This is a genomic window from Pseudomonas sp. DD1 (genome assembly GCF_044510355.1).
Taxonomy (GTDB): Bacteria; Pseudomonadota; Gammaproteobacteria; order Pseudomonadales; family Pseudomonadaceae; genus Aquipseudomonas; species Aquipseudomonas shahriarae.
In genome coordinates, this window is sequence record NZ_MSAJ01000037.1 from 195,075 (window position 1) to 215,815 (window position 20,741).

At 62.1% G+C, this 20,741-nt stretch carries 14 protein-coding genes; 8 read left to right on the plus strand and 6 right to left on the minus strand.

Annotated elements, in window-relative coordinates; all coding sequences use genetic code 11:
* Positions 1-92 precede the first annotated feature (92 nt).
* Positions 93-896 carry a 2,5-didehydrogluconate reductase DkgB gene (dkgB, locus tag PSFL_RS24030; RefSeq protein WP_057959183.1) on the plus strand — a complete coding sequence of 268 codons (804 nt, stop codon included), beginning with the start codon at positions 93-95 and terminating at the stop codon, positions 894-896.
* A gap of 1 nt (position 897) precedes the next feature.
* Here dkgB and PSFL_RS24035 read toward each other — a convergent pair whose 3' ends face one another.
* The 5 genes from PSFL_RS24035 to PSFL_RS24055 all read right to left on the minus strand — a co-directional run bounded on the left by PSFL_RS24035 (position 898) and on the right by PSFL_RS24055 (position 8,437).
* Complete coding sequence (locus PSFL_RS24035) at positions 898-1,332, minus strand: chemotaxis protein CheY (RefSeq protein WP_120732520.1); 435 nt, start codon at positions 1,330-1,332, stop codon at positions 898-900.
* A gap of 134 nt (positions 1,333-1,466) precedes the next feature.
* The gene (locus PSFL_RS24040; RefSeq protein WP_397470567.1) at positions 1,467-5,105 is read right to left on the minus strand and encodes a transporter substrate-binding domain-containing protein; all 3,639 of its coding nucleotides are present in this window, start codon (positions 5,103-5,105) and stop codon (positions 1,467-1,469) included.
* A gap of 1 nt (position 5,106) precedes the next feature.
* Entirely contained in the window at positions 5,107-5,733 is a 627-nt protein-coding gene (locus PSFL_RS24045) for a response regulator transcription factor (protein WP_057439085.1), read from the minus strand.
* Positions 5,734-6,059: 326 nt separating this feature from the next.
* Entirely contained in the window at positions 6,060-6,776 is a 717-nt protein-coding gene (locus PSFL_RS24050; RefSeq protein ID WP_057444753.1) for an MgtC/SapB family protein, read from the minus strand.
* A 323-nt stretch (positions 6,777-7,099) separates the two neighbouring features.
* The gene (locus PSFL_RS24055) at positions 7,100-8,437 is read right to left on the minus strand and encodes a lysine N(6)-hydroxylase/L-ornithine N(5)-oxygenase family protein (protein WP_057439138.1); all 1,338 of its coding nucleotides are present in this window, start codon (positions 8,435-8,437) and stop codon (positions 7,100-7,102) included.
* Between the two features lie 386 nt (positions 8,438-8,823).
* Between PSFL_RS24055 and PSFL_RS24060 the strand changes: the two genes are divergently transcribed.
* Genes PSFL_RS24060 through PSFL_RS24070 form a run of 3 tightly spaced genes read left to right on the plus strand, consistent with a single transcriptional unit; the run spans position 8,824 to position 13,384 of the window.
* The gene (locus PSFL_RS24060; RefSeq protein WP_120732516.1) at positions 8,824-9,996 is read left to right on the plus strand and encodes an efflux RND transporter periplasmic adaptor subunit; all 1,173 of its coding nucleotides are present in this window, start codon (positions 8,824-8,826) and stop codon (positions 9,994-9,996) included.
* On the plus strand, positions 9,997-11,970 hold the full coding sequence (locus tag PSFL_RS24065; RefSeq protein WP_282405460.1) for a MacB family efflux pump subunit: 1,974 nt from the start codon (positions 9,997-9,999) through the stop codon (positions 11,968-11,970).
* Positions 11,971-11,977: 7 nt separating this feature from the next.
* The gene (locus PSFL_RS24070; protein ID WP_397470568.1) at positions 11,978-13,384 is read left to right on the plus strand and encodes an efflux transporter outer membrane subunit; all 1,407 of its coding nucleotides are present in this window, start codon (positions 11,978-11,980) and stop codon (positions 13,382-13,384) included.
* Between the two features lie 71 nt (positions 13,385-13,455).
* Here the strand turns inward: PSFL_RS24070 and PSFL_RS24075 are convergent, their stop codons facing one another.
* Positions 13,456-15,084, minus strand: coding sequence for a PvdJ/PvdD/PvdP-like protein (locus tag PSFL_RS24075; protein ID WP_170045239.1), 1,629 nt, complete (start codon positions 15,082-15,084; stop codon positions 13,456-13,458).
* Between the two features lie 263 nt (positions 15,085-15,347).
* On the opposite strand from PSFL_RS24075, the gene pvdM reads away from it, so the two are divergent.
* The 4 genes from pvdM to PSFL_RS24095 all read left to right on the plus strand — a co-directional run bounded on the left by pvdM (position 15,348) and on the right by PSFL_RS24095 (position 20,674).
* A complete protein-coding gene (gene pvdM / locus PSFL_RS24080; protein ID WP_115127934.1) occupies positions 15,348-16,709 on the plus strand; it encodes a pyoverdine-tailoring dipeptidase-like protein PvdM in 1,362 nt (453 codons plus the stop codon).
* Positions 16,706-17,977 (plus strand): aminotransferase class V-fold PLP-dependent enzyme, encoded by a 1,272-nt coding sequence (locus PSFL_RS24085; RefSeq protein ID WP_397470569.1) that lies wholly within the window; start codon positions 16,706-16,708, stop codon positions 17,975-17,977. Before pvdM ends, PSFL_RS24085 begins: the two co-directional genes overlap by 4 nt.
* A 30-nt stretch (positions 17,978-18,007) precedes the next feature.
* A complete protein-coding gene (locus PSFL_RS24090; protein ID WP_397470570.1) occupies positions 18,008-18,886 on the plus strand; it encodes a formylglycine-generating enzyme family protein in 879 nt (292 codons plus the stop codon).
* Between the two features lie 138 nt (positions 18,887-19,024).
* Positions 19,025-20,674, plus strand: coding sequence for a cyclic peptide export ABC transporter (locus tag PSFL_RS24095; RefSeq protein ID WP_057959172.1), 1,650 nt, complete (start codon positions 19,025-19,027; stop codon positions 20,672-20,674).
* The last annotated feature ends 67 nt before the right edge of the window (positions 20,675-20,741 follow it).

Below are 20,741 nucleotides of genomic sequence, written 5' to 3' on the forward strand. Positions count from 1 at the left end.
GGTCAAGAGTCATTTGAACAAGCATGGGTGTTTCACCTGGCGCCGGCAGCCGATACTCAACGCCATTGTCCATGCCACAACAGGAGTTACTCATGTCTATTCCCGCATTCGGCCTTGGCACTTTCCGCCTGCAGGGCCAGGTGGTCATCGATTCTGTCAGCACCGGCCTCGATCTCGGCTACCGAGTCATCGACACCGCGCAGATCTACGACAATGAAGCCGAGGTCGGCCAAGCCATCGCTGCCAGCGGTATCCCCCGCGATGAACTGTTCATCACCAGCAAGATCTGGATCGCCAATTTTGCCGAAGGCCAGTTGATCCCCAGCCTCAAGGAAAGCCTGCGCAAGCTCCAGACCGACTACTTGGACCTAACCCTGATCCATTGGCCGTCGCCAGAAAACCAGGTACCCGTCGCCGAGTTCATGGGGCAGTTGCTGGAAGCCAAGCGCCTGGGCCTGACCCGGCAGATCGGCATCTCCAACTTCACCGTGGCGCTGATGGAAGAAGCCATCGCCGCCGTCGGTGCCGAGAACATCGCCACCCACCAGATCGAGCTGCACCCCTACCTGCAAAACCGTAAGGTGGTGGATTTCGCCACGCGTCACGGTATCCAGATTACGTCCTACATGACCCTGGCCTACGGCGAAGTGCTGAAAGACCCGGTGATCCAGGCAATCGCCACACGCCACCAGGCCACACCGGCACAGGTCGCCCTGGCCTGGGCCATGCAGCTGGGGTATGCGGTGATTCCGTCCTCGACCCAGCGCGCCAACCTGCAGAGCAACCTCAAGGCTGTACAACTGACGTTGAGCCAAGCCGATATGGCGCAAATCGAGGGCCTCGAGCGCGGCCATCGCCTGACCAGCCCAAAGGGTATTGCGCCGCAGTGGGACTGAGCTAAACCGCCGGGTTGCGCGCCAGCTCCCGCAGCCAGGGCAAGACCCGCAAGCCACTGGCTGGTGACGGCGGGTCGACGATGTCCATAAAGTGTTCCAGGGTGATGCTGTCGGGCGCTCCCGGCAAACGCACCAGGGCCAGGGGCACCACGCAAGCAGGCGGCCCCAGGTCCTGGTCGTCATACACCAGCACATGGCGCACCTGCGGATGTTGCTGCTGGAACGCCAATGCGCCGCCCGCGGCGGCGGCCAGGCCGGCATGGATAATCAACACGTCAAATGGCTCAGCCGGGATATCCGTCAGGATCAGCACTTCATCGAAGGTCTGCACCGGGACGATCCGGTAATAGCCCAGTTGGTTGAGCATTTTTTCGATGTGCAACCGTTGCAGGTGCCGTTCATCGGCAATCAGGATGGTCAGTGCTTTGGTTGGCATCGCAAGTCCCTGAGCAGGCATCGCTCGCGGAAGGAAGGAGCGGCCTACTTTTCCAGACATATTTCGACGGAAAAATCAGCGTAGTTCCCTCTACACGTAGGAGTTCTCCCAAATTCCCTGCGCCGGACCCGCCTCTATGCCTGGTTGCAGTAATCCGTCAGGGCTTGATGCAATTGATCAATGGCCTCTTGCACAGCCGCCACTGCGCAAACCAGCGCCTCGGGATCGCGCTGTTCACAGGCCGCTTCCAGCGCTTCGCAGTGGTTCACCAAGGTCTGCGCCTCGACCAGACGCGCCCCGCCCTTGGTCCTGTGGGCCAGGTCGTGTAGCTGGGCGTAGGCGTGCTTTTCAAGCAATGCCTGAAGTTGCGTACGGTCTGCAGCAAGGCTGTCGAGCAGTTGTGCCAGCAGCTCCTTGACGGCCCCCGTGTCGGAGCCGGTCAGCTTCAACAAGCGGCTCAAGTCGAGGGCCTTGACCGGGTCCGCCTGCACCGGCTCATTGACCGAAGGCATGGCCGTGCGAGAAGCCAGTGCGGCATGCAGATCCTCAAGCCCGGTGGGTTTGAACAGGCAGCCGTCCATCCCCGCCGCCAGGCAACGCTCGGTTTCCTCCGGCTGTGCATTGGCGGTAAACCCCAGCAACAGGCAAGGGGCCAAGCCGCGGGCCCGCTCATCGGCACGGATGTCTCGGGCCAGCTCATAGCCATTTTTCAGCGGCATGTTGCAGTCGGTGATCACCCCGTCAAAACGCTCGGTCTGCCAACGCTCCAGGCCCTGCACACCATCGTTGGCGGTAGTGATCCGGTGCACCAGGAAACTCAGTTGGCGGGTCAGCAATTGACGGTTGGCGGGGTAGTCGTCCACCACCAGGATATTCAACGCATGAGCTGGCGGCGCCTCCAGGGCAACCGGTTCGGACGGTACGCTGGCCGAGGTGGCCACCGCCAATGGCAGTGTGACCTCGACCCGTGTGCCCTGGCCCAGCACGCTGCTCAATTTCAGCTGGCCACCCATCATTTCGCACAGGCTGCGACTGATCACCAACCCAAGCCCTGAGCCACTGCGCGCCGACTGGTCAGTGTTACGCCCTTGAATAAACGGGTTGAACAGGCGCATCTGGTCCTCGACGCTGATCCCGATGCCGCTGTCTTCTATCACCAGCCGCAGGCTCAGGTAACCATTGGCAACTGCCGGCGAGCCACTGGCACTCAAGCGCACATGGCCCTGGGCGGTGAACTTGATGGCATTGCTCAACAGGTTAGAGACCACCTGCTTGAAGCGCAGCGGATCAATCAACACGTAGCGATCGACCAGCGGGTCCAGCTCCACCTGCAACACCAGGCCCTTGGTGCGCGCCAGCCCTTCGAAGATTCGCCCCACCGAAGCCAGCAGCTCGCGCAGGTTCGACGGCTCCAGGGTCAGGGACAAGTGGCCGGATTCAATCCGCGCGATGTCGAGAATATCGCCGATCAACTCCAGCATGCCGCGCGAAGCGTCGGAAGCCACTGCCAGGGCGTCATGGTCGATACGCCCTTGCTCGGCATTTTTCAAGGCCAGTTCGATCATGCCGATCACCGCATTCATCGGCGTGCGGATCTCATGGCTCATGGTCGCCAGGAAGGTGGTCTTGGCGCGGTTGGCGGCGTCGGCCCCTTCCTTGGCCTCCTGCAACTGCCCCAGCAAACGCTGGCGCTCGCTGACATCGACCCAGCCGGCAATCATGCCCACGACCCTTTCGTCCCCGTCGCGGTACGGCAGCATCCAGTGATAAATGGTCAGGGTCGCGCCGCCGGGCACCTTGAGTACCCGGTCGTGAATCTGCGGTTCGCCGCGCTCCATCAAGCGCAAGTAGTCTTCATGGTAGGACTGGGCCTGGGGTTGGTTCCCCGTGTCGGTCTCCATCACGGTCTTACCGATCACGTCTTCGAGGCGGAAGCCGAAAACATTGAGATAGGCGCTGTTACAGGCCATCAACCGCCCCAGGCGATCACGCACGTAGATCGGGTGCGGCGTACCGTCGATCAGCACGCTCATAAAGCGCATCTGGTCGCTCAGGGCGCGCTCGGCCTGGGCACGTTTGCGGATCAGGCTGCGCAGGTAAATGGCCCAGCCCAGGGTGATCAGCAACAACACGGCGGCCAGGAAGAAGCCCTGGATAATCGTGTTGCGGTGGCGTAGCCAATAGCTGTCATCGATCAACAACTCGCTGCGCCAACGGTTGGTCAACTCATCCATCTCCTGGGGGGTAATGCTCAATAACGCCTTGTCCAGGATCGAATACAACTCCAATTGGCCGCGCCCCACGCCAAAGGCGATTCGCGCCGGCTGCGAGCCCACCGTACTGGTGATGCGCAGGCGGTCACGGTATTGATGGGCAATCATGTAGCGCGCAATGATCAGTGCGTTGACCGAGGCATCGACACCCGCGTTGGCGACTAAAGCCATGCCCTGTGCGGAGTTCTCCACGTCCACCAACACAATATTGGGGTAGTCGCGGCTGATGATTTCCCGCTGCACGCTACTGCCAATGACCGCCAGGCGCTTGCCCGCCATATCGTCGAGGGTGACCGGACTGCTGCCATCGTCACGCGTGATCAGCACGAATGGGTTGCTCAAATAGGGCCGGGAAAAACGGACCTTTTCCTCGCGGGTCGTACTCGGTGTGATGAGCGCGATCATCTCTGCCTCGCCATCGCTGACCTGCTGGATTTGACGGGGCAACGAACCTGCGCGCACCACATCGAACTTCAAGCCCGTACGCAGGCTGATCTGGGCCAGGACATCGGCACTCAAGCCCCGGAATTGCCCTCGATCATTGAAAAACGACAACGGCAGGAACTTGTCCAGTGCCGTCACCCTGACCCTTGGATGCTTGTCCAGCCAGCGCTGCTCACTGTCGCTCAGACGCAGGCGTTCACGACCAACGATCCCCAGATTACCGGCACTCCAGCGGCGCAGGATCTCCATCTGTTCATTGGCCGGAATCACCGCCAGTGCCGCATTGATGATGTTCAGCAGCCGGATATTGTCCCGGGCAAGCGCGAACGCGAAAGGGTTGACCTCCAAGCTGGAAAAGTCCGCCATCCGCACGTTGTTGAGGTTGTTCTTGTTAATCAGATAGTTGGTGCTGATTGCATCGCCCAGATAGACATCCGCCTGGCTAAAGGCCACGGCCCCAATCGCCTCGAAAGTCGACGGGTAGGTCTGCAAGGAGGCATTGGGATAAAAGGCCGCAACCACCTCAGGCTGCATGTAGTGGGAGAGCATGGCCAGGCGTTTACCGTCGAGATCGGCACTCAGCGCCTGACTGTCATCAATACGCGTCACCAGGGTTGGCTGGTCGTTGGCGTACGAGCGCGAAAGCGCCAACTGAGGGTCCGCCGCCTCGTAGCCATTAGCCGTGCCTACAAAGTCCACCTCGCCGCGTTTAAGGGCTGCGATGAGTTGATCCCGGTGCTCGTAACACTGCACCTGGATCGGGATACCGAATAGCTTAGCGAGCAGCGCCGCATAATCAGCGGTGATCCCCTCCAGTTCGCCGTTGCTGCCCGTCACATCGAAGGGGACATAGTCGGGAGCGGAAACCCCCATCACCAACGTGCGGCGTTCGCGCAGCCAGCGCCAGTCCGCCTCATCCAGGTTCACTTGCAGTGTGTCAAGGGTGGAATGCCCCACCAGAGTCAGTGGGTGTGGCTCACCCTGAGCCACACTGACGGTGAGCGCCAGACCCACCAGCCAGAGTGCGGTGAGCCATTTCCCCAGAGATCTCGACATGTCAGATCAGATGATTACGCTGGGCGAACTTGGATAAGTGCACCACCGAAGACATACGCAGTTTCTCCTTCAACCGGGTTTTATAAGTACTGATGGTCTTGTGACTCAACAGCATGTCCTTGGCGATTTCATTGTTGCCCAAACCCAGTGCCAGCTTCTGTAGCACCATCAACTCCCGGTCAGAGAGCGCTTCTACCAGTTGCTGTTCCGTGGTTTGCAAGTCGTCCTTGCGTACGGAACTGGTGGGCAGGCTGGGGAAGCAGCTGTAGTTGGACATGACGGCCTTGATGGCTTTTTGTAGCTCATCCAGCTCGCCGGTTTTCGCGACAAACCCCATCGCCCCGGCCCGCATGCAACGCGTCGAAAAAAACACCGCCAGATAGGAGGTCAGGACCAGTATCTTGCAGGGTAGGCCCAAGGCCTTGATCCGGCTGATCACTTCCAGCCCGCCCAGCTTGGGCATGGCCAGGTCGAGAATGACCAGGTCTGGCCGTTCCTCCCTGGCAATCTGTAATGCATCGGCACCATTGGCAGCCTCGAAAATCTTCTCGAAGCCCTCCTGGCGCAACAGGTACTTGACGGTTGCACGAATGAACGGATGATCATCCACAATTAGCGCTTTGCTCATGCGACTCCCTGGCAGAACACCACGACTGTTTAGTTGCTTCATTGGCGACCACTCATTTCAGGGCGCCAATACCCTTACACATCACACGAAACCCCTGTACCTGTGAGAAGTACCAGTTCCGACCAGCGGTACTGTCTACACAGAACGTTTCAACGGAATTTGGTTAGGTGCAACGGCTCAACATTAACAACGGAATGATGTTTCGCCCGAAGGGAAAATCCGGCGCACATGTAGGATTAATCCTCACTAAAGCGTAGTCAAAATCACCGAAAAAAACCGCCCCCCATGACGGGGGGCAGCTTTTCCAGCCGAACAGAGAGGGATTGTCAATCAGTGGTGCTGGGACTCCAGAAGGCTTGCACCACCAGGGTCGACTGGGAGATCCGCGCCACCAGGGCATCCAGTTCGTCACCATCGACCGAGTTGGCCGCCAGGGTGGCCTCGATCTCCACTTCCTCACTGCCAAAGGGCCGCACATCGACATCGCTGGCCGGGTAGTTACAGCGCGCCAGTTCCGACTCCAGCAAAGCCATTACCGCCTGCTGCTGGGCACGCCGCGCAATCACGTAGAGGATATTGGTGACCTCCGCCGACACCACGTCCAGGGGCTGGCGGTTGATGTTGTTGACGATCGGCCGCAGCAAGGTGTTGGCCGCCAGCACAAAACAGGTGCCCAGGAACGCCTCGAGGATCAGGTCGGCACCGGCGCAGGCGCCCACGGCGGCAGAAGTCCACAGCGTCGCGGCGGTATTGAGCCCGCGTACGTTGCCCTCCTCGCGCATGATCACCCCGGCGCCGAGAAAGCCAATCCCGGACACCACATACGCCACTACCCGCACGGCCCCTTCGGCCCCGGCCAGGCGGTTGGCCATGTCGACAAAGATCGCCGCCCCCACCGCCACCAGCACATTGGTGCGCAGCCCCGCCGTGCGCTGGCGGAACTGACGCTCAAAGCCAATCAGCCCACCCAGGATAAAGGCCGCACTGAGGCTGACCACGGTGTCGATCAAGGAATCCAGATTGATATTGTTGAGGGCTTGCATGGTAAATCTCCCTTTGATTGCCCGCAGAATCAGCGTCGAAAAAAGGGGGATCAGGCAGGAACCAGGACGGTTCGCTACCGAAAGGCCGCTTCTCGCTTGATCGGCGAGGCAACGGCATGGAGATGCGCGTCAGCTGGCCAAGCCTGGTCGACAACTGTCACTCGAAAGTCTGTTCACGAAGGTCTGCGCTATGGTTGAAAACCGGCGCAGCTTACGCCTGCAGTCTGCAGGAGGAAAGTGACAGCGCGGCGAATCGGCGGGTTCTTCAGCAAGGGTTCAGCCAGGGTCGCCCCCGCAGGCGCGGGAGCGACCGGCAGCCGGTATCAGCTCGCGGTGGCCAGCAGCACGTCACGCACCGAACGGTCCTGGCCGCGGCTGCGATCATGTTCATGCAGCGACGCGGCAATCTCGTCGGCGCGAATCGGCAGGATCGACAGCAAGGTATCGCTCAAACCATGGCTGGCCTGGCTGAAGCCCTGCATGTAGATACCCGCCTTGCAACGCTCGTCGGTGACCACGCGGTAGTCGCGGTTCACTTCAAAGTCACCCATATAGGCCTCGAGCGGCGCCAGCAACTGGCGATGCATCTGGCGCTCATAGCCGGTGGCCAGGACCACCGCATCGTAGTGATTGAGCACCGTCTCACCGGTGGCGTTATGGCGCACCAGCAACTCGATGCCCAGGGGCCCGGCGCTGGCTTTTTCCACGGTGGTCAGGGTGCGGAAGGCGTGACGGGCGATGCCGGAGACTTTCTGGCGGTAGAAAATCCCGTAGATGCGCTCGATCAGGTCCAGGTCCACCACCGAATAGTTGGTGTTGTGGTACTCGTTGACCAGGCGCTCGCGCTCGCTGCTGGGCTGCTGGAACACCAGGTCGGTGAACTCCGGGGAGAACACTTCATTGACGAACGGGCTGTCGTCGGCAGGCTTGAGGGCCGAACCGCGCAGGATGATATCCACCTGCACCGAGGGGAAGCTGTCATTCAGATCAATAAACGCCTCGGCCGCGCTCTGCCCGCCACCGATGATTGCAATGCGCATCGGCTTGCCCTCGACACACGGCTGCTGGGCCATGCGCGCCAGGTACTGGGAATGGTGGAACACCCGCCCATCGTCCTTGAGCGCCTTGAACGCCTCGGGAATCCGTGGCGTACCACCGGCGCTGACCACCACCGAGCGCGCGGTGCGTACCAGTTGCTCGCCCTGGGCATCACGGGAGATCACCCGCAGCGCCTCGACCTGCTGCTGATGCAGGATCGGCTCGATGGCCAGCACTTCCTCGCCATAGCGGCTCTGCGCGGTAAATTGCCCGGCGACCCAGCGCAGGTAGTCGTTGTACTCCATGCGGCACGGGTAGAACGTGCCCAGGTTGATGAAGTCCACCAGACGCCCATGGACCTTGAGGTAGTTGACGAAGGAATAAGGGCTGGTGGGGTTGCGCAGGGTCACCAGGTCCTTGAGGAAGGAAATCTGCAGCTCGCTCTGGCTCACCAGGGTATTGCCGTGCCAGCGGTAGTCGGCCTGCTTGTCGAGAAACAGCACATCGAGCTTGCCCTGGGCTTTCTCGCGCTCTTGCAGGGCGATGGCCAGCGCCAGGTTCGAAGGACCGAAACCAATACCGATCAGGTCGTGAACCGCGGGCGATGCAATTGCCTGTGTCATTCCAGTGTCCTCTGGATAAGCCCCATGGCAGTGGGGCGGAAAGCCTGGGCGACCTGCTGAACAACAGGCCATGTGTTGATAGGAAACGAGGACAATGAAAAAAAATTTAAGCCCGGTGCAGGATTCGTCCGGGCAGGCGTGGCGGCGACGGCTGTGGCAATCCAGTAATGGCAGTTTGAAGTCATCTAACTTAGAATTATTCTCATGTGGCTTTAAACAGACTGGTAAACGCGCTCGAATACTGGCGTTTCGCCCAGCTGTAACGCCGTATGTAAGCACTTAAATTTCAGGGCAAATACCTCGTTTACCTGACAGCTTCCCGCTTCTGTCTCTGCCCTCAAGGGCGTTTGAGCAGCGGTCCGAACTTTCCTGGCTGGAACCCGTGCATGAACCGTCCTCGACACACCCGGCGCGCGCTGCTGGCAGCACTTTGCCTGATCCCCGTGGTCGCCTTCGCCGCCTGGCAACTGATCCCGCCCGGCCGCGATCAGTTCGCCACCCTGGAAGTGCGCCGGGGCGATATCGAAAGCAGCGTGACCGCCCTCGGCACCCTGCAACCACGGCGTTACGTGGATGTCGGCGCGCAGGCGTCCGGGCAGATCCGCAAGATTCACGTTGAAGCCGGCGCCCAGGTCAAGCAAGGCGACCTGCTGGTAGAGATCGATCCGGCTACCCAGCAGGCCAAGCTCGACGCCACCCGTTATTCCATCGCCAATCTGCAGGCGCAACTGCAGGAGCAGCACGCGCAAAACCGCCTGGCACAGCAGAAATACCAGCGCCAGCAACGCCTGGCCGCCGGTGGCGCGACCCGCGATGAAGACGTGCAGACCGCCCAGGCCGAACTGGACGCCACCCAGGCGCGCATCAACATGTTCAAGGCGCAGATCAGCCAGGCCCAGGCCACGCTGCGGGTTGATCAGGCCGAGCTGGGCTACACGCGCATCTATGCACCGATTTCCGGCACGGTAGTCGCCGTGGATGCCCGCGAAGGCCAGACCCTCAACAGCCAGCAGCAGACGCCGCTGATTTTGCGCATCGCCAATCTGTCGCCCATGACCGTCTGGGCGGAAGTTTCGGAAGCCGATATCGGCCATGTCAAACCGGGCATGCAGGCGTATTTCACCACCCTGAGCGGTGGCAACCGGCGCTGGACCAGCACTGTGCGCCAGATCCTGCCGGTGCCGCCCAAGCCCCTCAACGAAACCAGCCAGGGCGGCGGCAGCCCCAGCAGTTCGAGCAAAAGCGGCAGCGGCCGGGTGGTGCTGTACACCGTGCTGCTGGATGTGGATAACGCCGATAACGCACTGATGGCGGAAATGACCGCCCAGGTGTTTTTCGTCGCCAGCCGCGTCAGCGATGCGCTGACTGCGCCCGTCGCGGCCCTGCAAGGCAGCACCCGCCCCGACACGCAACTGGCGCGAGTGGTGGCCAAGGACGGCAGCATCGAAGACCGTGAAGTACGGGTGGGGATCAGCGACCGCCTGCGCATCCAGATCCTCGATGGCCTCAACGAAGGCGAGCACCTGCTGATCGGCCCCGCCGAAAGCAGCGGAGGCTGAATGTTGACGCCACTGATCGAACTTCGGGATATCCGCAAATCCTACGGTGGCGGTGATACGCCCCAGGTCGACGTATTGCGCGGGATCGACCTGTCGATCCATGCCGGGGAATTCGTGGCGATTGTCGGGGCCTCCGGCTCAGGCAAGTCGACCTTGATGAATATCCTCGGCTGCCTCGACCGCCCCACCGTCGGCCAATACCTGTTCGCCGGGGAAAACGTCGCGCAACTGGACACCGACGAACTGGCCTGGCTGCGCCGCGAAGCCTTTGGTTTTGTGTTCCAGGGCTACCACCTGATCCCGTCCGGCTCGGCCCAGGAAAACGTCGAGATGCCGGCGATCTATGCCGGCACGCCGGCCGCCGAACGCCATGCCCGCGCCGCCGCCCTGCTCACCCGCCTGGGCCTGGCCGGGCGCACCGGCAACCGCCCGCACCAGTTGTCCGGAGGCCAGCAACAACGGGTATCGATTGCCCGAGCCTTGATGAACGGCGGGCATATCATCCTCGCCGACGAACCCACCGGCGCCCTCGACAGCCATAGCGGCGCCGAGGTCATGACCCTGCTCGACGAACTGGCCAGCCAGGGGCACGTGGTGATCCTGATCACCCACGACCGCGAAGTGGCGGCCAGGGCCAAGCGCATCATCGAGATCCGCGACGGCCTGATCATCAGCGACACCCCCAACCCCCACTCCCACGCTAACGCCGACGCCAACCCCAAGGCCTTGCAAGCCGTGGACCTGCGCCAACGCCTGGCCGATGGCGCCGAGCACAATGGTGCGTGGAAAGGCGAACTGCTGGACGCGATACAAGCAGCCTGGCGAGTCATGTGGATCAACCGCTTCCGCACCGCCCTGACCCTGCTGGGCATCATTATTGGCGTGGCCTCGGTGGTGGTGATGCTCGCCGTGGGCGAAGGCAGCAAGCGCCAGGTCATGGCGCAGATGGGCGCCTTCGGCTCCAATATCCTCTATGTCAGTGGCTCGGCGCCCAACCCGCGGACGCCGCCCGGCATTATCACCATGAACGACGTCAGCGCCATGGCTGCCCTGCCCCAGGTCAAGCGCATCATGCCGGTCAACGGCGCGGAAGCCGGGGTGCGCTTCGGCAATGTCGACCACATGGCCTATGTCGGCGGCAACGACACCAACTTCCCGGCGATCTTCAACTGGCCGGTGGTCGAGGGCAGCTACTTCACCGAAGCCGACGAACGCAGCGCCGCCACCGTCGCGGTGATTGGCAAACGGGTGCGCGACAAGCTGTTCAAGGACCTGCCGAGCCCCATCGGCCAATACATCCTCATCGAAAACGTGCCGTTCCAGGTGATCGGCGTCCTCGCCGAAAAAGGCGCCAGCTCCGGCGACAAGGACAGCGACGACCGTATCGCCATCCCCTACTCCGCCGCGAGTATCCGCCTGTTTGGCACCTACAACCCCGAATATGTAGTGATTGCCGCCGCCGACGCACGCAAGGTGCATGAAGCGGAAAAAGCCATCGACCAACTGCTGCTGCGCCTGCACAACGGCAAGCGGGATTTCGAACTGACCAACAACGCCGCGATGATCCAGGCCGAGGCCCGCACCCAGAACACCCTGTCGCTGATGCTCGGCTCGATTGCCGCCATCTCGCTGCTGGTGGGCGGCATTGGCGTGATGAATATCATGCTGATGACCGTGCGCGAACGCACCCGGGAAATCGGCATCCGCATGGCCACCGGCGCCCGGCAGCGGGACATCCTGCGCCAGTTCCTCACCGAAGCGGTGATGCTCACGGTGGTCGGCGGGGTGGCGGGGATCGGCCTGGCCCTGCTGGTCGGCGGCGCGCTGATCCTCAGCAGCGTGGCCGTCGCCTTTTCGCTGCCAGCCGCCCTTGGCGCCTTCGCCTGCGCGCTGGTCACCGGCGTAATCTTCGGCTTTATGCCGGCCCGCAAAGCAGCCCGGCTCGACCCGGTCACGGCCCTTACCAGTGAATGATCGCCCTATGAAAGCGCACTTGACCCTCGTTGCCGCCAGCCTGCTGCTGGCCGCGTGCAGCAGCCCGGCGCAGCGCCCGGAGAGCGGTTTGCAGCCACCGCCCGCGTGGGACACGGCCAGCAAGGCCCAGGCCCAGCACGTCAACCAGCAATGGTGGACGGCATTTGCCAGTCCGCAACTCGACCAATTGATCGAACAGGCCCGCGCCGGCAGTTACGACCTGGCCAGTGCCATGGCCCGGGTACGCCAGGCCCAGGCCAGCGCGGTGGTCGCCGGCGCGCCCTTGCTGCCCGCGCTCACCGGCGGGCTCAACGCCAGCCGGCAGAAACAGCTGCGTGGCACGGGCAACAACCCACCGCAGAGCAACAGCAACAAAGACGCGGGGGACTACTTCAGTACAAACCTCACCGCCACCTACGAAATCGACTTCTGGGGCGGCAAGCGTGCTGCACGCGACAGCGCGGAACTGGCCGTGCGCGCCAGCGAATTCGAGCGCGCCACGGTGGAGTTGACCCTGCTCAGCGGCGTGGCCACGACCTACACCCAACTGCTGGCACTGCATGAACAACAGCGTATCGCCGAACTGAACCTGGCCAATGCGCAAAGCGTCCTGAAACTGGTGCAGACCCGCCAGGACGCCGGCTCTGCCACCCAGCTGGAACTTGCGCAGCAAAAGAGCCTGGTCGCCGCGCAACAACGGCAGCTGCCAGAAGTCCGTCAACGCACCGAAGCCGCCCGGATCAGCCTGGCCGCCCTGCTCGGTCAACCGGTACAGACCCTGCCATTTACCGATCAATCCTTTGACCAACTGCGCTGGCCCAGCATTGCCGCCGGAGTACCCAGCGACCTGCTCAGCCGTCGCCCGGACATCGCCAGCGCCGAAGCGCAACTGGCGGCGGCCCAGGCCGACATCATCGTCGCCCGCGCCGCCATGCTGCCCACAGTCACCCTGACCGCCAACCTCGGCTCCGGCGCCAATCGCACTGCCGATATGCTGCGCAACCCGTTCTACAACCTTGCGGGCGGGCTGGTCGCGCCAATCTTCAACAACGGTCGCCTCGGCGCCGAACGCGACAGAGCGACGGCACGCCAGGATGAATTGCTGCACACCTATCGCGGGGCGATCATCAATGGCTTTGCCGATGTGGAAAAGGCCCTGAGCAGCATTCGCCAGCTCGACGAACAACGCCAGTGGCAGCGTGAGGAGCTGAGCCAGGCACAGACCGCCTTCCGCATCGCCCAAAGCCGTTATGAGGCCGGCGCGGAAGACTTGCTGACGGTGCTGGAAACCCAGCGCACACTGTATGCCGCCCAGGACCTGAACGTGCAACTGCGCCAGGTGCGGCTGGAGGCCAGTGTGGCGCTGTACAAGGCGCTGGGTGGAGGCTGGCAGGCACCCGACCTTCAACGATGAAGATCTAATGTGGGAACTGGCTTGCCAGCTCCCACATGGTTTAGTGTGCATTCAGCTTGATGGCGCGTCGGTCAAATGATCCGTTCCTTGACCTTCAAATGCCGCGCATACCACGGCCGTTTCGGCACCTTGCGGAACAAGTCCTGTAACTTGTCATCATCAGCGCCAAAGGTGATGCGCAAGGCCAGCTTCATGGTTTCCGGATCCATCTCCACGGTGCGCCCCATCTGCAATCCCGGGGTGGTACTGCAACCATGGGTATCCGGCCCCAGCCACGGATCACCCACCTCGACCCAGCGCCCCGGCGCAAACCACGGCACACCGTTGACCTCCAGGCGGCTCAGTTCACCCGGGTGAAAGCGCTCATGGGCGCGAAACCAGTCCTCGAGCCGATCATCGATCCAACCATGAAAATGCCAGAACACCGGGTTCACATGGGAGGAAAACGGATCGCCCAAAAAGTCATTCTCAGGCTCATACCAACGCGCCGCGAAGTCCGCCGGATCTCGCGCAAATGGCACGGGCGCACCATTGGAAGGATCGCGCGGCACCGAAGCCCAGCGCATATGCAACCAATCGTGCAACCCCAACTCAAGCTCCGAGCCGAACTGACCCAGAGTCAACTTGGCCAGGTAACGCGGGTCACGGTATTGCGACTCCCACACCTGGAAGTTGCTGTGGTACGTCTCGACCGCCTTGATCTCACTGACCCACCGGGTGTACTGCTCGTCACCGCTGGCCATCCAAGTGGGTGGCAGCGCAAAGCCATCGTGATTGTCGAAGTAGCGCGCAAAACCCCGGCGATCAGCCTCAAGTGCCGGCTGCGGCCCAGGGAAACGTGGCCATGACGGCAAGTCCTGCATGGAGCGCGCAGTACCGAGCATGTGCCGATGCATAAAGAAAAAGTCGATCCCCGAACCGTTGCGGTCCTTGCGCGGGCCACGGGCGTCGCGCTCTTTATCTCGTGGCCCGGGCTGCCAGCCGATACCGCGCAGGGCATTACGCTTGTCTTCAGGGAGCTTGTGCCACTGGTCCCGCGAGGCGTGCCAGAGCTGATGAAACAGGCGGTGCTCGGGCGCAACCAACCACGCCAGCAGCGTCGGGTTCAGGCCGATACGCTCGCGGGCTTCGGGAAAAAGCTGTTTGGTAGCGACAAAACGGTTGTCCCGCTCCAGCAGCGCCAGCGGGCGATCGAGGCTGAGGATCTGCCCGCTAAGGGTGCCGCTACCGGCATTGCCGAAGCTGCCCCAGACTTCGTCCAGGCGCATCTTGAATTCATAGGCCGGCCTGCCGTCTGGCGAGTCGCGGTCAATCAGGCGCCAGTACAGCAGCGCCGCATTGCCTGGCGCCAGGTCGCCGAGCACCTGATAGCGCGGCTCACCCTCTGCGCGCAGTTGCCCGGCCGTATCCAGGTAGCCACGCAGGCCTCGGCCACGCGGCGCAATATCAAGAAACAGTTCCAGGCCGTCGAGGGGCAAGCCTTGCAGCCCGGCATCAGCCCCTTCCAGGCGCAGGCTCCAGACACCCCGCAGGCTGTCCGCCAATTGCTGGCCGGCGGTGTCCGCCAGGTCCACCGTGGCCTCTTCGGGCGTGATGGGGAATTCCTCACGCGTCAACTCACGATGGGCATAAAAGGCCGCAGGTACGGCGGCGCCGGTCAGCGCCAGGCCTGCGATAAACCCTCGTCGAGAAATCGTCATGTTCCTACCTGTGTCAGCCTTGGAGCAGGCTTTATCCAAGCTAGAACGTTTAGCCGGGTGGCAAATTTACTGTAGGCGCCGGCTGCCCGGCGATGGCGGTCTTCCTGTCGATGCATCACTGCCTGACCCACCGCTATCGCCGGCAAGCCGACTCCTGCAGGTGATCGTTGGCGCGCTTAAATTTCCCTGCCCATCACTCGTTCTTCCCAGATAGCAAAGGCCCCTTGCGCCTGCACCTCAAAGGCGAACCGACTGAGATGGCAATGACAAAACCACGTTCGAAAAAGGCTCTATACATCGGCCTGCCCTTGGCCCTGGCCATTGCTGCCGGCGCAGGCTTTGCCTGGGATCACTGGTTTCGCGGCAATGCCGGCTACCCGCTGGAAGTGATCAAGCAAGCCAATGAACTGCAAGATCGGTTGATCTCGTTCGACAGCCATATCACCGTGCCCCTGGACTTCGGCACCGCAGGCCATGAAGCGGACAAGGACGGCAGCGGCCAGTTCGACCTGGCCAAGGCCAGTCGCGGGCGCCTGTCGGGGGCGGCGCTAACGATTTTCGGCTGGCCCGAACTGTGGAACGGCGCCAACGCGCCCCACAAACCGACTGCAGGCTTTGTCGACGAGGCCCGGCATCAGCAAGAGGTGCGCTACAAGATCATCGCCGGTATGGTCCGCGACTTTCCCAACCAGGTCGGCATTGCCTATACCCCCGCCGATTTTCGCCGCCTGCATGGCGAAGGCAAGTTTGCGATTTTTATCAGCATGCTCAACGCCTACCCGCTGGGCAATGACCTGAACCTGCTGGACATGTGGACCGCACGCGGCATGCGCATGTTCGGCTTCAGCTACATCGGCAACAACAGCTGGTCGGACTCTTCGCGCCCACTGCCGTTTTTCAACGATTCACCGGACGCCCTCGGCGGCCTTTCGGATATCGGCAAGCAAGCCGTACAGCGCCTGAACGACCTGGGCGTGATCATCGACGTATCGCAAATGTCGACCACCGCCCTCGAGCAAGTCGCCCAGCTTAGCCGCACCCCCATGGTCGCTTCCCACTCTGCGCCCCGCGCATCGGTGGATATCCCACGCAACCTCAGCGACAAAGAACTGCAACTGATCAAAAACAGCGGCGGCGTGGTGCAAGTGGTGGCCTTCGGCGGTTACCTGCGACCGTTGAGCCAGCCGATCCAGGACAAGCTCAACGCACTGCGCGCGCGTTTCGACCTACCGCCACTGCCCAACCTGGCGATGGCATTGATGCCGGGGGATCCGATCATCGCCGCCTGGCCAGAACAGAAGTTCGGTGAATACGCCAGCGAGCTCTACGCCATTCTCGAAGAGGAACCCAAGGCCAGCCTCAAGGACCTGGGGGACGCCATCGACTACACCGTGCGCAAGATCGGCATCGACCACGTCGGCATTGCCTCGGACTTCAACGAAGGGGGCGGCGTCAAGGGCTGGAACGATGTCAGCGAAGTACGCAACGTGACCGCCGAACTGATCACCCGCGGGTACTCCGAAGCCGATATCGCCAAGCTGTGGGGCGGCAATTTCCTGCGGGTGTGGGAGCAGACGCAAAAATCCGCCAAACCTGGCGTCTTGCCAAGCGAGCCGACGCCATGACCGACCGCCGTACCTTTCTCAAGCAGGCCGGCATCCTCGCCGCCAGCCTGCCGTTGGGGGCCGGCCTTGAGGCCCAGGCAGCCCCCATCCAGGCACCCGCAGACAAATGGAAGGGCCTGCGCCACCTGTTCGACCAGGACCCAAGCTACATCCACTTCTCCAACTTCCTGATCACCTCACACCCAAGGCCCGTGCGCGAGGCCATCGAACGGCACCGCGCTGCCATTGACCGCAACCCCGGCCTGACCATGGACTGGGACCTGCAGGAACCCTGGAAACGCGAACGCCAGGTGCGCGAATGGGCAGGTCGTTACCTGCAAGCCAAACCCGGCCAGATCGCCCTCACCGGCAGCACCACCGAGGGCTTGGCGATGATCTACGGCGGTATCCATGTGCGACCCGACCAGGAGATCCTCACCACCGAGCACGAGCATTTTTCCACCGACAGCATCCTGGGGTTCCGCACCCGGCGCGACGGCACTCAGGTGCGCAAGATCAAGCTGTTCGCCAACGCCAATCAAGTGTCGATCGATGAAGTGCTGGCGGCCATCGAGCGCAATATCCGCCCCAACACTCGGGTGCTGGGTATGACCTGGGTGCAATCGGGCAGCGGCGTGAAGCTGCCGATCGGCGAAATCGGCCAACTGGTCAAACGCCATAACCAGGGGCGCGAAGAAAAAGACCGCATTCTCTACGTGGTCGATGGCGTGCATGGCTTTGGCGTCGAAGACCTGGCCTTCCCCGACATGCACTGCGATTTCTTTATCGCCGGCACCCATAAATGGATGTTCGGCCCACGCGGCACCGGCCTGGTATGCGCCGCGTCAGAGCAGGTGACCACCCTCACCCCCTGCGTGCCGACCTTCTCCGAAGACAGTGATTTCGCCACCTCGTTCTCCCCCGGTGGCTATCACGCCTATGAACACCGCTGGGCGCTGGACGAGGCCTTCAAGCTGCACCTGCAACTGGGCAAGGCCCAGGTTCAGCAGCGTATCCACAGCCTCAACACCTACCTCAAGGACCGCCTGCAAGCGCGACCGAACATCGAGCTGGTCACCCCGTCCAACCCGCAGCTCTCAGCCGGCTTCAGCTTCTTTCGGGTCAAGGGCCAGGACAGTGACAAGGTGGCCGCCTACCTGATGAGCAACCGTGTGGTCAGCGACGCAGTGAACCGCGACGTCGGCCCGGTGGTGCGCACCGCACCCGGCTTGCTCAATACCGAAGATGAAGTCGACCGCTTCCTGGTCCTGCTCGACAAAGCCCTCTGACACCCTTTTTTCTTGCCCACGAGACGACTCATGAACGATGAACCGCTCACCCCGACGCTCCTCAAATCCCTGGCCCTGACGGCATTGATGGCCTGCCTGTTGCCGTCCGCCCAAGCCGCGACGCCGCCCAAGCCCGGCACCGTGTTCAAGGACTGCAAAAACTGCCCGGAAATGGTGGTGCTGCCTACCGGCACGTTCAAAATGGGCACCCCGGATGATGAAGTCGGTCGCCAGCCCGATGAAGGGCCGATCCATGACGTGACCTTCGCCAAACCCGTGGCCATCAGCCGCTTCCAGGTGCTGGCCGGCGAATGGGACCGTTACGTACAAGAAACCGGCTACAAGATGCCCGACGGCGACGACCGTCCAGGGCGCAAATGCACGGCCGGCAACCCCACCTACAAGACAAGCCCCAAACATCCGGCAGTGTGCATGGACTTTGCAGAAGCCAATGCCTATGTCGCCTGGCTGTCGAAGAAAACCGGCAAGCAGTACCGCATGGTCAGCGAGTCCCTGCGTGAATACGCCGCCCGTGGCGGCACCTCCGGCCCGTTCCCATTTCCATTCGATGAAGGCAAGGAATACAGCATCGCCCAGCACGCCAATACCTACGGGCCGGCGGATGGCTACAGCTATACCGCACCGGCCGGCAGTTATGCGCCCAATGCGTTCGGCGTGTATGACATGCATGGCAACGTCTACGAATGGGTCGAAGACTGTGAAAATGACAGCTATGTCGGTGCGCCCAGCGATGGCAGCGCCTGGCTGACCGGGCAGTGCGAAGTGCGGCAGATTCGCGGCAACGACTGGGGCGAAGCGCCGGTGTTTTCCCGCTCCGGCAACCGCAACAGCCTCAACTCCAACGTGCGCGGCGACTGGCTGGGCTTTCGCGTGGCACGGGATCTCTGAGCCTGCGCACCTCCGGACGCGGCTAAATCGCGCCTCGCCCGACTCGTCCTCCTACTATCGGCCTGCCAACGGTAAACCTCCGCGCGCAGGCCTTCACTTGCCCACAGCACGTAGCCACGTCGCGATCGAGGTAGTTTCATGACCGCAGCACCGCGCAGCGCCATTCGAGAACTCTTGAGCCTGCTCAAGCCCTATCGGCGGATTGTTATTTCTTCCATCACGCTGGGCATCATCGGCGGCCTTAGCGTCACGGCGTTGCTGGCCACGGTCAACCGCGGCCTGCACAGCGCCGACGGCATGGGCACCGGCGTGGTGCTGGCCTTCGCCGGGCTGTGCCTACTGGCCCTGCTCAGCAGTATCGGCGCCGACATCGGCACCAATTTCGTCGGTCAGAAGGTGATTGCCAAACTGCGCAAGGACCTCGGCGCCAAAGTGCTCGCCGCCCCCATCGAACAGATCGAGCGCTACCGCACTCACCGCCTGATCCCGGTGTTGACCCACGACGTGGACACCATCAGCGACTTCGCCTTCGCCTTCGCCCCGCTGGCGATTTCCACCACGGTGATCCTGGGCTGCCTGGGCTACCTGGCGGTGCTGTCCTGGCCGATCTTCCTGATGACCCTGCTGGCCATCGGCATTGGTTCGGCGGTGCAGTACGTGGCTCAAAGCAAAGGCATCAAAGGGTTCTACGCGGCACGCGACGCCGAAGACAACCTGCAAAAACACTATTCGGCGATTGCCGAGGGTGCCAAGGAACTGCGCATCCACCGCCCACGTCGGCATGCCATGCACACCCGTAATATCCAGGGCACCGCCGACAAAATCTGCGACACCCACATCCGCTCGATCAATATCTTCGTGATTGCCAAGAGCCTGGGCTCGATGCTGTTTTTCGTGGTTATCGGTCTGGCCCTGACCCTGCAACAATTCTGGCCCAGTTCGGACCCGGCGGTGATGAGCGGCTTTGTCCTGGTGCTGCTGTACATGAAAGGTCCGCTGGAAAACCTGATCGGCAACCTGCCGATCATCAGCCGCGCGCAAATTGCCTTCCGCCGCATTGCCGACCTGTCGGAGCGTTTCTCCTCGCCGGAACCGCACCTGCTGCTCGATGACGCCGACAAAACCGTGCCCGTGATGAAGCACTTGGAACTGCGCAACGTGCAGTACGCCTTCCCAACGGTCGAAGGCAGCGAGCCGTTCAAGCTCGGGCCGGTCAACCTGAGCATCGAGCCTGGGGAAATTCTGTTTATCGTCGGTGAAAACGGTTGCGGCAAGACCACCCTGATCAAGCTGCTACTGGGCCTGTACACCCCGCAGCAAGGTGAAATCCGTCTCAACGGCCTGCCCGTGGACGCCCTGGGGCTGGACGACTACCGACAGATGTTCACCACGATTTTTGCCGACTACTTCCTGTTCGACGACCTGGTGCAGAACGACAAGGCCTTGCCCGACGACGCCACTCAATACCTGGAGCGCCTGGAAATCGCCCACAAGGTCAGCGTGCGCGACGGCGCGTTCACCACCACCGACCTGTCCACCGGGCAACGCAAGCGTCTGGCCCTGGTCAACGCCTGGCTCGACGAGCGCCCGGTGCTGGTGTTCGACGAGTGGGCGGCGGACCAGGACCCGACCTTCCGGCGGATTTTCTACACCGAGCTGCTGCCGGACCTCAAGCGCCTGGGCAAGACCATCATCGTCATCTCCCACGACGACCGTTACTTCGACGTAGCCGACCAACTGGTACGCATGCAGGCCGGCCGAGTCATCACTGAAAAAGCCTGCGCCTGACCTCCCCTGTAGCAGCCGGCTTGCCGGCTACTACAACGCTCCCCGCCTGCTATTGCACCTAAATCTC